Consider the following 12,976-nt stretch of genomic DNA (forward strand, 5'->3'; position numbering starts at 1 on the left):
GGCGGCCCAGGAGAGCCCCGCCACATGGCTCGCCCGAGCGCACGGGCCGGGCCGGCCCGGCTAATGGATCGGCTCATGTTTTCGCCAGGGATGGATATGCTGTCGAGAGAAACGAACGTTTCGTTTCATCGAGGGAGAGTTGAACATGGCTTTAAGCATCAGTACCAACCTTGCATCCTTGAATGCCCAGCGCAAGCTGGCCGGCACCACCAATGACCTGAGCGTGACGTTCCAACGCCTCTCTTCAGGTTTGCGGATCAACAGCGCCAAGGATGACGCTGCCGGCCTGGCCATCGCCACCCGCATGACCGCGCAGATTCGCGGCCTCAACCAGGCGGCCCGCAATGCCAACGACGCCATCTCCATGGCGCAGGTGGCCGAGGGGGCGTTGGACGAGACCACCAATGCCCTGCAACGGATTCGTGAATTGTCGGTGCAGGCGGCCAACGACACGCTGGTGGCCGCGGATCGCTTGTCGCTTCAGAAGGAGATCGATCAACTCCTGAATGAAATCGATCGCATCGCGGTGCATACCGAGTTCAACAATCAGGTGTTGTTGAGCGGTGGCTGGGAGACGGCCAAAGTGTTTCAGGTGGGCGCGGAAGCCGGTCAGATGATCAGCATGACCGTGAATCGCACCACCACCACCTCGCTGTTGTCGATGACCGCAGTGGGTGCGGCTGGCGCGATCAATGTGAGCACCCAGGCGAGCGCCAATGCCACCATCGCGCGTCTCGACCGGGCCCTGGAGTCGGTTTCGGACATCCGCGCCAATCTGGGCGCGTTCCAGAACCGGTTCGAGGCGGTGATCGCCAATCTGAGCAACATCGCCGAGAACACGGCGGCGGCCCGTTCGCGCATCGTGGATGCCGACATCGCCTCCGAATCGGCGGATCTGACGCGCAATTCGATTCTGCAACAGGCTGGGACTGCAGTACTCGCCCAGGCCAACCAGCAGCCGTCGATCGCGTTACAGCTTTTGAAGTAAGCCTGTCGGACGGACGTGATGCTCTGGAGAGTCGCCCGGCGGCAGACACGACCGACAGGCGGGATGAGAGTACGGTCAAGGATAAAGCGGCAAAGAACAAGGGTTTCAGGCGGAGGAATACGCGCAAGTCAAAACTCACGACCCTAGCCGAGGATGCCATCCACTCCTTGACCGACTTCAACGGCCTGCGTTTCGGGATCGACCGCATGGGCAGGATGATCGCGATGGGAGGTTTGGATAACAACAACCAAACGGTCGTCCGCCTGGTTTCAAAGGATTATATGTTTGATCTTATGGGAGAAATGTACGATCTTGAGAATTTGATCTACAACCACAAGAGTTGATACCACGGCAAGGAAGTTTCATCGCGTCCGGGGGGGGCGGATTCCAGTGCGGAATCCGTCTCCCCGGCATGAAAAACCACTCAACCCGCACCCCATTCGACCCGATACCTCTTTTAACTTCGAGAGAAGGTGCAGGGCAGGGGTGATACGGGTCAAACGCACGTTCCCCCAAGAAAAAGTTCTCAAGATTCACAAGCTCCGCACCGATAAGATTCACATACTGGCTGATCATGGATGGATCGGCAACAAGCGATGGATCAGGGTTCGGGTTCGACCCTTAAAACGAGCAACCCACCTCCAGTCAAGGATGATCACGAAACGTCGGGCCGGTTGGCTCCACGGATTCGGGAGGCTACTTCACCATGTTCAAGCTGCGTCAAACCCCCTCATCTCACCGGGTCGGCAACGACTCGACCCCAGTGCGTACCCGCAGGATTCGCATCCGGCGCGGAGGACGCCTCATCGCCAGGCCTTGAGCTTGGAATCATAGATTATGTGATTTTTACATAAGGACGGTCCTTGGTGTTCCGGAAGGATTTTCTTCATGGAACGCGCCGTCCGGCGGGTTCGGACCAACCCGCCTTGCCAACGAACGGTTCAGTCGTGACCAGGGATGGATGATTTTTATGGATCTCACCTATGAGATTCGTTCACGGAGGATTATAACATGTCTCTTTCTATCTCCACCAATCTTTTCGCCATCAACGCCCAACGCAACCTGATGCGTTCGACGAATGCCCTGGGAACCACCTACAAGCGCCTCTCCTCGGGATTGCGCATCAACAGCGCCAAGGATGATGCCGCCGGTATGTCGATTTCGACCCGGATGACCGCGCAGATTCGTGGTTTGAACCAGGCGGTCCGCAATGCCAACGATGGCATTTCGATGATGCAGGTGGCCGAGGGTGCGCTGGACGAGACCACCAATGCGTTGCAGCGGATTCGTGAACTGTCGGTCGAGGCGGCCAACGATACGATGAACCCGACCGACCGGTTGGCGTTGCAGAAAGAGATCGATCAACTGCTCTCCGAGATCGACCGGATCGCGACCCAGACCGAATTCAACAACCAGGTGTTGTTGAGCGGCGGCTGGGAGACCAACAAGGTGTTCCAGGTGGGCGCGGATCAGAACCAGACCATTCTGGTGAATGTGGATCGCACCACCACCACCTCGTTGCTGTCGATGACCGCGGTGGGGGCTGCCGGGGCCATCAACGTGAGCACCCAGGCGAGCGCCAATGCCACCCTGGCCCGTCTGGACCGTGCCCTGGATTCGGTGTCGGACATCCGCGCCAGTCTGGGCGCCTATCAGAACCGGTTTGAAATGGTGATCGCGAACCTCTCCAACGTGGTGGAGAACACCTCGGCGGCCCGTTCGCGGATCGTGGATGCGGACATCGCCGCCGAGAGCGCGGACCTGACCCGCAACGCGATTCTCCAGCAGGCCGGTACCGCAGTGCTGGCGCAGGCCAATCAGCAACCGCAGATCGCGCTGCAACTGCTGGGCAAATGATGACACCCCCTTCTTGACAAGGGATGGGGGTCGGGTCGGCCCCGGAAAGCAAGAGTGACCCAAGTCTCGCCAGGGATGGCCATTTCAGATCAATGGGGGCCGGCAAGGCCCCCGCCAAGGACAGGAGAACGACCATGAGCTTTTCGATCGCCACCAATCTTTTCGCCATCAACGCCCAACGCAACCTGATGAAGTCCACGAGCGCCCTGGGCACCACCTATCAGCGTCTCTCCTCTGGGTTGCGCATCAACAGCGCCAAGGATGATGCCGCCGGTATGTCGATTTCGACCCGGATGACCGCGCAGATTCGTGGTTTGAACCAGGCGATCCGCAATGCCAACGATGGCATTTCGATGATGCAGGTGGCCGAGGGTGCGCTGGACGAGACCACCAATGCGTTGCAGCGGATCCGTGAACTGTCGGTCGAGGCGGCCAACGACACGATGACCGCGACCGATCGGACGGCGTTGCAGAAAGAGATCAATCAACTTCTCTCCGAGATCGACCGGATCGCGACCCAGACCGAGTTCAACAACCAGGTGTTGTTGAGCGGCGGCTGGGAGAACAACAAGGTGTTCCAGGTGGGCGCGGATCAGAACCAGACCATTCTGGTGAATGTGGATCGCACCACCACCACCTCGTTGCTGTCGATGACCGCGGTGGGGGCTGCCGGGGCCATCAACGTGAGCACCCAGGCGAGCGCCAATGCCACCCTGGCCCGTCTGGACCGTGCCCTGGATTCGGTGTCGGACATCCGCGCCAGCCTGGGCGCCTATCAGAACCGGTTCGAAATGGTGATCGCGAACCTCTCCAACGTGGTGGAGAACACCTCGGCGGCCCGTTCGCGGATCATGGATGCCGACATCGCCGCCGAGAGCGCGGACCTGACCCGCAACTCGATCCTGCAACAGGCCGGCACGGCGATCCTGGCCCAGGCCAACCAACAGCCGTCGATCGCGCTGCAACTGTTGAAGTAGGCCTGATCGAGCCGGGGATTCAGGTTGCGGATCGATGTGCCTGACCAAGCAGCGGGATGGGGGGAGCTTTTCCATCCCATCCCGGTCACGCCCGACCGGGGTGACAGGAACAGAAGGCGGATCCGCCTGGGATGAACATCGTGCCTTGATGCGCGTTGGCAATGGCCCGCGCAGCAACCATACCGGGTCTGTCGATGGACGTCTCTCCGGATCGGGGAGAAAAGACATCGCTCCGGATGAACCACCCGTCCGAGCCGAGATCTCCGCCATGGAGCGGGGATCACGACGCACGGGTAAGCGGACTGGGCCGGTCCGATTAAACGAATGGCTCACTGTTTTGCCATGGATGGTGGAATGTTTTTTTGGAAGGGGACGAAAGCGATTTCGTTTCCAAGGAGGAAACCATGTCTTTGAGCATCAATACCAATCTGGCCTCGTTGAACGCCCAACGCAAGCTGACCGGGACCACGAACGCTCTGAGCACCACGTTCCAGCGTCTTTCTTCCGGTTTGCGGATCAACAGCGCCAAGGACGATGCCGCCGGTTTGACCATCGCCACCCGCATGACCGCGCAGATTCGCGGCATCAACCAGGCGATGCGCAACGCCAACGACGGCATCTCGATGATGCAGGTGGCCGAGGGCGCCCTGGACGAGACGTCGAATGCCCTGCAACGGATTCGTGAACTGTCGGTGCAGGCGGCCAACGACACGCTGGTGGCGGCGGACCGCACGGCGATCCAGAAGGAGATCAACCAGCTCCTGAATGAGATCGATCGCATTTCGGTGCATACCGAGTTCAACAATCAGGTGTTGTTGAGCGGTGGCTGGGAGACGGCCAAGGTGTTTCAGGTGGGCGCGGAAGCCGGTCAGATGATCACCATGACCGTGGATCGCACCACCACCACCTCGCTGTTGTCGATGACCGCGGTGGGTGCCGCCGGCGCGATCAACGTGAGCACCCAGGCGAGCGCCAATGCCACCATCGCGCGCATCGACCGGGCCCTGGATTCGGTTTCGGACATCCGTGCCAATCTGGGTGCATTCCAGAACCGTTTCGAGGCGGTGATCGCCAACCTGGGGAGCGTCTCCGAGAACACCTCGGCGTCCCGTTCGCGGATCATGGATGCGGACATCGCGGCTGAATCGGCCAACCTGACCCGCAACTCGATCCTGCAACAGGCCGGCACCGCGATTCTGGCCCAGGCCAATCAGCAGCCGTCCATCGCCCTGCAACTGCTCAAGTAGTGATGGAGGGAGAACCCCCTTAACCCCCGTACCATGGAGCTCCTTCGGGAGTTCCATGGTACCCATTCAGGACCTCCGCTGTCGCAGGGACGGGGGACCGAAGGTCCCCGGCGGAGATCTGGAGGCAGAGCCTCCGGAACTTTGCCCTTGCCTTTGCTTTTGACTTTACCGTGGAACTCCCGAAGGGAGGTCCAGTTTGCCTTTGGACCCCGCCAACTTGGGGGTTCTGGATGGTTACCGTTTTTGCTGCGATTTTTTCTTCAAGTCCAGCGACGATGCGCCGATAAGTTTCTCATCGCACGGTGAAATGCGGTTACGGGAGAGGCAGGGAGTGCCCCTTTCGAAAAAAAGAGAGTGACCCGAAAAAAAGTGCTCAACTCTCTCCGCGATCCTGACGATAAGATAAACAAGCCCACCCGGAGTGGTCGGCTTCAAGAGATCGGTTCCAGGCCACGATGGTCCGGAACCCTCGAAAGGGTAGGGTTGACCCTTCAAAACGAGCAACCCACCTCCAGTCAAGGATGATCACGAAACGTCGGGCCGGTTGGCTCCACGGATTCGGGAGGCTACTTCACCATGTACGACCGCGTTGCAAATCCTCGTTTCACCGGGTCGGGAACGACTCATTCCATGCTTGCGCCCAGGGATCGTGATGGTCTCGTGGAGGCCGCGACATACCTGCTTTAAAGCCAACTCATTGATTGCGTGATTTTTACATAAGGACGGTCCTTGGTGTTCCGGAAGGATTTTCTTCATGGAACGCCCCGTCCGGCGGGTTCGGACCAACCCGCCTTGCCAACGAACGGTTCAGTCGTGACCAGGGATGGATGATTTTTATGGATCTCACCTATGAGATTCGTTCACGGAGGATTATAACATGTCTCTTTCTATCTCAACCAATCTTTTCGCCATCAACGCCCAACGCAACCTGATGCGTTCGACGAATGCCCTGGGAACCACCTACAAGCGCCTCTCCTCGGGATTGCGCATCAACAGCGCCAAGGATGATGCCGCCGGTATGTCGATTTCGACCCGGATGACCGCGCAGATTCGTGGTTTGAACCAGGCGGTCCGCAATGCCAACGATGGCATTTCGATGATGCAGGTGGCCGAGGGTGCGCTGGACGAGACCACCAATGCGTTGCAGCGGATTCGTGAACTGTCGGTCGAGGCGGCCAACGATACGATGAACCCGACCGACCGGTTGGCGTTGCAGAAAGAGATCGATCAACTGCTCTCCGAGATCGACCGGATCGCGACCCAGACCGAATTCAACAACCAGGTGTTGTTGAGCGGCGGCTGGGAGACCAACAAGGTGTTCCAGGTGGGCGCGGATCAGAACCAGACCATTCTGGTGAATGTGGATCGCACCACCACCACCTCGTTGCTGTCGATGACCGCGGTGGGGGCTGCCGGGGCCATCAACGTGAGCACCCAGGCGAGCGCCAATGCCACCCTGGCCCGTCTGGACCGTGCCCTGGATTCGGTGTCGGACATCCGCGCCAGTCTGGGCGCCTATCAGAACCGGTTTGAAATGGTGATCGCGAACCTCTCCAACGTGGTGGAGAACACCTCGGCGGCCCGTTCGCGGATCGTGGATGCGGACATCGCCGCCGAGAGCGCGGACCTGACCCGCAACGCGATTCTCCAGCAGGCCGGTACCGCAGTGCTGGCGCAGGCCAATCAGCAACCGCAGATCGCGCTGCAACTGCTGGGCAAATGATGACACCCCCTTCTTGACAAGGGATGGGGGTCGGGTCGGCCCCGGAAAGCAAGAGTGACCCAAGTCTCGCCAGGGATGGCCATTTCAGATCAATGGGGGCCGGCAAGGCCCCCGCCAAGGACAGGAGAACGACCATGAGCTTTTCGATCGCCACCAATCTTTTCGCCATCAACGCCCAACGCAACCTGATGAAGTCCACGAGCGCCCTGGGCACCACCTATCAGCGTCTCTCCTCTGGGTTGCGCATCAACAGCGCCAAGGATGATGCCGCCGGTATGTCGATTTCGACCCGGATGACCGCGCAGATTCGTGGTTTGAACCAGGCGATCCGCAATGCCAACGATGGCATTTCGATGATGCAGGTGGCCGAGGGTGCGCTGGACGAGACCACCAATGCGTTGCAGCGGATCCGTGAACTGTCGGTCGAGGCGGCCAACGACACGATGACCGCGACCGATCGGACGGCGTTGCAGAAAGAGATCAATCAACTTCTCTCCGAGATCGACCGGATCGCGACCCAGACCGAGTTCAACAACCAGGTGTTGTTGAGCGGCGGCTGGGAGAACAACAAGGTGTTCCAGGTGGGCGCGGATCAGAACCAGACCATTCTGGTGAATGTGGATCGCACCACCACCACCTCGTTGCTGTCGATGACCGCGGTGGGGGCTGCCGGGGCCATCAACGTGAGCACCCAGGCGAGCGCCAATGCCACCCTGGCCCGTCTGGACCGTGCCCTGGATTCGGTGTCGGACATCCGCGCCAGCCTGGGCGCCTATCAGAACCGGTTTGAAATGGTGATCGCGAACCTCTCCAACGTGGTGGAGAACACCTCGGCGGCCCGTTCGCGGATCATGGACGCCGACATCGCCGCCGAGAGCGCGGACCTGACCCGCAACTCGATCCTGCAACAGGCTGGCACGGCGATTCTGGCCCAGGCCAACCAACAGCCGTCGATCGCGCTGCAACTGTTGAAGTAGGCGCGGTGGCCGCTGGTCCGGCGCATGCCGGGGAGCCCCGAGGGTGAGGCTCCCCGGCCCGGCGCGAAAGGCCATGCGGCCTGGCAAACCGTTGAAAAAAACTGGTTGCGGATCCGTGCGCCCTGCGGCACACGAGATCCGCTCGGGATAACCTCCTTTCAGCGTGCTCCGCGCTCCGCCGGGCAGTCGCGCTCCCACTCCCACCCCGTGTCCGCACGGACGATGGCAGGGGCGTGCCTCCCCAAAAGGGGCATGGATCCATGAACGGGCATGCGGATTGGGCCAATCCGCCTAAACGAATGGCTCACTGTTTTGCCATGGATGGTGGAATGTTTTTTTGGAAGGGGACGAAAGCGATTTCGTTTCCAAGGAGGAAACCATGTCTTTGAGCATCAATACCAATCTGGCCTCGTTGAACGCCCAACGCAAGCTGACCGGGACCACGAACGTTCTGAGCACCACGTTCCAGCGTCTTTCTTCCGGTTTGCGGATCAACAGCGCCAAGGACGATGCCGCCGGTTTGACCATCGCCACCCGCATGACCGCGCAGATTCGCGGCATCAACCAGGCGATGCGCAACGCCAACGATGGCATCTCGATGATGCAGGTGGCCGAGGGAGCCCTGGACGAGACGTCGAATGCCCTGCAACGGATTCGTGAACTGTCGGTGCAGGCGGCCAACGACACGCTGGTGGGCGCGGATCGTCTGGCGATTCAGGATGAGATCAACCAGCTCCTGAATGAGATCGATCGCATCGCGGTGCATACCGAGTTCAACAATCAGGTGTTGTTGAGCGGTGGCTGGGAGACGGCCAAGGTGTTTCAGGTGGGCGCGGAAGCCGGTCAGATGATCAGCATGACCGTGGATCGCACCACCACGACCTCGCTGTTGTCGATGACCGCGGTGGGTGCCGCCGGCGCGATCAATGTGAGCACCCAGGCGAGCGCCAATGCCACCATCGCGCGCATCGACCGGGCCCTGGATTCGGTTTCGGACATCCGTGCCAATCTGGGTGCGTTCCAGAACCGTTTCGAGGCGGTGATCGCCAACCTGGGGAACGTCTCCGAGAACACCTCGGCGTCCCGTTCGCGGATCATGGATGCGGACATCGCGGCTGAATCGGCCAACCTGACCCGCAACTCGATCCTGCAACAGGCTGGCACCGCGATTTTGGCCCAGGCCAATCAGCAGCCGTCCATCGCCCTGCAACTGCTCAAGTAGTGATGGGGGAGCGCCATGGACAGTGTGGTCAACCTGCTTGACGTGGGTACGTCAAGAGAGCGCGTGGAGGGCGGAATGCGTTCCGGCACCGCGCCACCCGGTCGCTTCCGGGCGTCCGGCGCGTCGTTCGACAAAACGCTCCAGGAGGTGGAGCAGGCACGCGCCGCAGTCGAGCCGCGTGCCGAAGAGTCGCGCAAGGTCTCTCTCAAGAGCCTTGCCGAGGAGATCACCCAATCCTTGACCGGATTCAACAACTTGAGATTCGGCATGGATCGGGATCTCAAGCAGGTGGTGGTCAAGGTGGTCGATCAGGGCACCGACAACGTGGTCCGGCAGATTCCGGGCGACCGCATGGTGGATCTGGTCAAGCAGATGCGCGATCTGGAGGGGATGCTCTTCGGCGGCGCGGTCTGATCCGTCTGACGGGGGGAGCCTTCCTCACCCCTTGTGCGGGGAACGCCGGTCGGGCGTTCCCCGCAAGAGCCCGAACGCACCGGCAAGGCCAAGGAATTGGCGTTGCCGGTGTTTTTTTGTGAGGGTTTTACGGCGTGCAGGAACGGATCGAAAAAGGTTTCGCAGGCCCTTCGGAAGGGGATAAGATATTTTTTTGATTTTTCAATTCTTTCTGGGTATCCCATGAAAACAGGATCCCCTGGAGATGGTATGGCTTATCAGGATCACACCATCTTTTTCAACCGGTACAACATCTCCAGCGCCTGACGCGGCGACAGGGCATCGACATCGAGGGTTTGCAGTTCGACGACGACCGGCGGATCGGTCTCGGCGAACAGACTCAACTGACGCGACGGCTCGGGGGTGCGGGTCGGGGTTCGTTTGCGGGTCGATGAGCTGGCGACCGGTGCGCCACGCGCATCGGGGTTTCCTCCTTCCGGAGCCTCCTGGGAGGCTTCGAGGTGGGTGAGGATCTCGGTGGCGCGTCGCGTCACCGACCGGGGCAGACCGGCCAGCTGGGCGACGTGGATGCCGTAGGAGCGGTCCGCCGCGCCCGGCGCGATGGCGTGCAGAAACAGGATCTCCCCCTTCTCCTCCTTGACCGTCACGGTCAGGTTGAACAGTCCGGTCAATGGCCGTTCCAGCTCGGTCAGTTCATGGAAGTGGGTGGCGAACAGGGCGCGACAGCGGATGGCGGAGTGCAGCCGTTCGATCACCGCCTGGGCGATCGCCAGACCATCCCGGGTCGAGGTGCCCCGTCCGATCTCGTCCAGGATCACCAGGGACCGTTCGGTGGCGTGGTTGAGGATGTAGGCGGTTTCGGTCATCTCCACCATGAAGGTGGATTGTCCGGCGGCCAGATCGTCGGCGGCGCCGACCCGGGTGAAGATGCGATCGGTCAGACCGATGCGCGCCTCGTCCGCCGGCACGAACGCGCCGACATGGGCCAACAGGGTGATCAGGGCGGTCTGACGCATGAAGGTGGATTTGCCGCCCATGTTGGGACCGGTGATCAGGGCGAGGCGGTTCTCCTCGGCCTCCAGATCGGTATCGTTGGGGGTGAAGCGGTCCAGACCGGTCAGCCCCTCGATCACCGGATGGCGACCGCGACGGATGTGGATGCCGGTGCCGGAGTTGATCTCCGGACAGCAGTAGCCGAAGCGATCGGCCCGATCGGCGAAGGCGGTCAGCACGTCGAGGGCGGCCAGGGCCTGGGCGGTGTGTTGCAGGTGCGGGGTATCGGCAGCCACCGAGCCCAGCAGTTCGGTGAACAGCGCCGACTCCAAAAAGACGGCGCGCTCCTCGGCGTTGAGGATCTGCTCCTCCAGCTCTTTCAACTCCGGGGTGACGTAACGCACCGTGTTGGTCATGGTCTGCTGGATGCGGTAGTCGTAGGGGATTTTGGCGGTCTGGGTGCGCGGCACTTCCAGGGTGTAGCCGAAACTCTGATGGTATTTGATCTTGAGCGAACCGATGCCCAACCGTTCGCGCTCGCGCTGTTCCATCTCCCCGAGCACCCCCTTGGCATCCACGCTCAAAGCGCGGCAGGCGTCGAGTTCGGCATGCACCCCGGCGCGGATCACCCCCCCATCGATGAGACGCAGGGGCGGATCGTCGCTTAAGGTGGTGGTCAGGCGGTTCAGGAGCGCCTCATGACCGGCCAGTCGCTGGGCGATCTCCGCCAGACGGGGCGGAAGGGGCTCTGCGGTATCGCGCAGGGTGGCGCTCAAGCGGGGGAGGCGTTCCAGCGAATCGCGCAACGCCGCCAGATCGCGGGGGGATGCCCGTCCCATGGCCACCCGACCGATCAGCCGCTCCAGATCGGAAATTCCCTTGAGTTCATCGCGGAGCGCCTCGCGGGCGGTGGCGCGGGCGATCAGCCAGGTCACCCCGGCCTGACGGGCGCGGATGCGGGTTGGATCCTGCAACGGATGGTTGAGCCACTGGGCGAGCAGGCGTCCCCCCATGGCGGTCACGGTCTGGTCGAGGGCGCCGATCAGACTGCCGCGGCGCTCGCCGTGGCGCAGGGTGGCCATGATCTCGAGATTCCGGCGACAGGTGTCGTCCAGGATCATGTGCTCCCCGGAGCGGGTGCGGGTCAGGCCGGTGACATGGGCCAGGGCGGCCTTCTGGGTCTCCTGGCAGTAGCGGATCAGCGCCCCCGCCGCCGTGGTGCAGACCGGAGAGTCGGCGATGCCGAAACCTTCCAGGGTGAGGGTGCCGAAATGTTCTTTCAGCAGATCGGCGGCCTGGTACGGTTCGAACTCCCATTCGGCGCGCCGGGTGATCCGTTCGGGTGGCAGGTTCAGCTCCTCGGGAGGCTCCCAGCCGCGTGGCAGCAGGATCTCCGCCGGATCGAGGGCCGAGAGCGCCGCCGCCGCGGCATCCCACGAGCCGGGCGCGCCCACCTGGAACTGACCGGTGGAGAGTTCGAGGGCCGCGATGCCCGGTCCGCCCTTTTGACGTGGCGCGGCTGGGGCGATGGCCACCAGAAAATTGTCCAGACGCGGGGAGAGGAGATTCTCCTCGGTGAGGGTGCCGCGCGTCACCACGCGCACCACTTCGCGCCGCAGCGGACCCTTGTTGGCGCCGGGGGGTTCCATCTGTTCGCAGATGGCCACCCGGCAGCCGGCCAGGATCGCCTTTTTGAGGTAGTCGTCCACGGCCCGCGCCGGCACGCCGGCCATGGGGATCGGTTCTCCCGCCGACACCCCGCGCTGGGTCAGCGTCACATCCAGGATGGGGGCGGCCTTTTTGGCGTCGTCGTAGAAGAGTTCGTAAAAATCCCCCATCCGGTAGAAGAGCAGGGTATCCGGATAGTCGGCCTTGATGGCCCAGTATTGGGCCATCGCGGGCGTGTGCGGGGGGGTGGTCATGTGCGGATGGCGTAGATCAATCCGGGCGGCAGGATCAGTTCGGCCTGGTCGGGGATCTCCAGACAGACGCACCCTTCGGGGGGCGGGGTGAGGGCGATGCCGGCATAATCGGCAAAGCGGTTGTCCGGGGTGCGGATCCAGGCCGGAATGGGGACGTGACGGAACTGCCCCACCGGTTTGCCCTGTTCGACGATCGTCCAGGGGAGTTTGTGCAGGATGATGCGACCATTCGGACGGGCCGGTTTGGTGGAGAAGAGCGTTTTGGCCGGTTCACCGGCCATGGGTTGCGCTCCGGGCGCGGGTTGCGGATTGGCCGGAGGACGCGGTTTCGGGGTTGCGGGATGTCTGGGCGGCGCGGCCTGGGTTGGTGGTGCGGGCGAGGCTGCCGGCGGGGGCGCGGGGGTTCGTTCCCTGGGGGCATCGGCAGGCGGCGGTTGCGTTGGTGGCGCGGCACCACGGTTGCGGCGCAGCACATGCCAGATGTAGGCGAAGAAGGCCAGCGTGAAGAGCAGGTCCGAGGTAAAATTCTCGCTCTCGCGCTGGTTCAACAGTCCCAGGATGAGAAAAACGGCCATGGCCGTCAATAACAGGAGTCGCAGTTGGTTCACGTTGGCATCCTGACCAGGGTTGCCGTGGAGCGTCAGCATGGTCGTTCC

General features: G+C 61.9%; 11 protein-coding genes. 9 read left to right on the forward strand and 2 right to left on the reverse strand.

Going from position 1 to position 12,976, the window contains the following annotated elements; translation table 11 throughout:
• Positions 1–145 precede the first annotated feature (145 nt).
• The 9 genes from ACOY6C_RS16000 to ACOY6C_RS16040 all read left to right on the forward strand — a co-directional run bounded on the left by ACOY6C_RS16000 (position 146) and on the right by ACOY6C_RS16040 (position 9,405).
• Positions 146–988, forward strand: coding sequence for a flagellin N-terminal helical domain-containing protein (locus tag ACOY6C_RS16000; RefSeq protein WP_420906522.1), 843 nt, complete (start codon positions 146–148; stop codon positions 986–988).
• Between the two features lie 167 nt (positions 989–1,155).
• Complete coding sequence (locus ACOY6C_RS16005) at positions 1,156–1,332, forward strand: thioredoxin domain-containing protein (RefSeq protein WP_420906523.1); 177 nt, start codon at positions 1,156–1,158, stop codon at positions 1,330–1,332.
• A 667-nt stretch (positions 1,333–1,999) separates the two neighbouring features.
• Positions 2,000–2,845, forward strand: coding sequence for a flagellin N-terminal helical domain-containing protein (locus tag ACOY6C_RS16010; RefSeq protein ID WP_420906524.1), 846 nt, complete (start codon positions 2,000–2,002; stop codon positions 2,843–2,845).
• 134 nt (positions 2,846–2,979) lie between these two features.
• On the forward strand, positions 2,980–3,822 hold the full coding sequence (locus tag ACOY6C_RS16015; protein WP_420906525.1) for a flagellin N-terminal helical domain-containing protein: 843 nt from the start codon (positions 2,980–2,982) through the stop codon (positions 3,820–3,822).
• Between the two features lie 404 nt (positions 3,823–4,226).
• Positions 4,227–5,069 carry a flagellin N-terminal helical domain-containing protein gene (locus ACOY6C_RS16020; protein ID WP_420906526.1) on the forward strand — a complete coding sequence of 281 codons (843 nt, stop codon included), beginning with the start codon at positions 4,227–4,229 and terminating at the stop codon, positions 5,067–5,069.
• Positions 5,070–5,946: 877 nt separating this feature from the next.
• Positions 5,947–6,792: a flagellin N-terminal helical domain-containing protein gene (locus ACOY6C_RS16025; protein WP_420906524.1), complete on the forward strand. Its 846-nt coding sequence runs from the start codon at positions 5,947–5,949 to the stop codon at positions 6,790–6,792.
• Positions 6,793–6,926: 134 nt separating this feature from the next.
• On the forward strand, positions 6,927–7,769 hold the full coding sequence (locus ACOY6C_RS16030; protein ID WP_420906525.1) for a flagellin N-terminal helical domain-containing protein: 843 nt from the start codon (positions 6,927–6,929) through the stop codon (positions 7,767–7,769).
• Positions 7,770–8,148: 379 nt separating this feature from the next.
• Complete coding sequence (locus tag ACOY6C_RS16035) at positions 8,149–8,991, forward strand: flagellin N-terminal helical domain-containing protein (RefSeq protein ID WP_420906527.1); 843 nt, start codon at positions 8,149–8,151, stop codon at positions 8,989–8,991.
• 15 nt (positions 8,992–9,006) lie between these two features.
• Entirely contained in the window at positions 9,007–9,405 is a 399-nt protein-coding gene (locus ACOY6C_RS16040) for a flagellar protein FlaG (RefSeq protein WP_420906528.1), read from the forward strand.
• Positions 9,406–9,668: 263 nt separating this feature from the next.
• Here ACOY6C_RS16040 and mutS read toward each other — a convergent pair whose 3' ends face one another.
• Together mutS and ACOY6C_RS16050 are read right to left on the reverse strand one after the other, a co-directional pair.
• Positions 9,669–12,320 carry a DNA mismatch repair protein MutS gene (mutS, locus tag ACOY6C_RS16045; protein ID WP_420906529.1) on the reverse strand — a complete coding sequence of 884 codons (2,652 nt, stop codon included), beginning with the start codon at positions 12,318–12,320 and terminating at the stop codon, positions 9,669–9,671.
• On the reverse strand, positions 12,317–12,967 hold the full coding sequence (locus tag ACOY6C_RS16050) for a hypothetical protein (RefSeq protein ID WP_420906530.1): 651 nt from the start codon (positions 12,965–12,967) through the stop codon (positions 12,317–12,319). The genes mutS and ACOY6C_RS16050 overlap by 4 nt, the downstream gene beginning before the upstream one ends.
• Between the last annotated feature and the right edge of the window lie 9 nt (positions 12,968–12,976).

This window comes from Candidatus Magnetaquiglobus chichijimensis (assembly GCF_045865675.1).
Taxonomy (GTDB): Bacteria; Pseudomonadota; Magnetococcia; order Magnetococcales; family Magnetaquicoccaceae; genus Magnetaquiglobus; species Magnetaquiglobus chichijimensis.

Bases quoted from the DNA above. Each gene is read 5' to 3' on its own strand.
- ACOY6C_RS16000 (WP_420906522.1), top strand. From the start codon at position 146: ATGGCTTTAAGCATCAGTACCAACCTTGCATCCTTGAATGCCCAGCGC.
- ACOY6C_RS16010 (WP_420906524.1), top strand. From the start codon at position 2,000: ATGTCTCTTTCTATCTCCACCAATCTTTTCGCCATCAACGCCCAACGC.
- ACOY6C_RS16015 (WP_420906525.1), top strand. From the start codon at position 2,980: ATGAGCTTTTCGATCGCCACCAATCTTTTCGCCATCAACGCCCAACGC.
- ACOY6C_RS16020 (WP_420906526.1), top strand. From the start codon at position 4,227: ATGTCTTTGAGCATCAATACCAATCTGGCCTCGTTGAACGCCCAACGC.
- ACOY6C_RS16025 (WP_420906524.1), top strand. From the start codon at position 5,947: ATGTCTCTTTCTATCTCAACCAATCTTTTCGCCATCAACGCCCAACGC.
- ACOY6C_RS16030 (WP_420906525.1), top strand. From the start codon at position 6,927: ATGAGCTTTTCGATCGCCACCAATCTTTTCGCCATCAACGCCCAACGC.
- ACOY6C_RS16035 (WP_420906527.1), top strand. From the start codon at position 8,149: ATGTCTTTGAGCATCAATACCAATCTGGCCTCGTTGAACGCCCAACGC.
- ACOY6C_RS16040 (WP_420906528.1), top strand. From the start codon at position 9,007: ATGGACAGTGTGGTCAACCTGCTTGACGTGGGTACGTCAAGAGAGCGC.
- mutS (WP_420906529.1), bottom strand. From the start codon at position 12,320: ATGACCACCCCCCCGCACACGCCCGCGATGGCCCAATACTGGGCCATC.
- ACOY6C_RS16050 (WP_420906530.1), bottom strand. From the start codon at position 12,967: ATGCTGACGCTCCACGGCAACCCTGGTCAGGATGCCAACGTGAACCAA.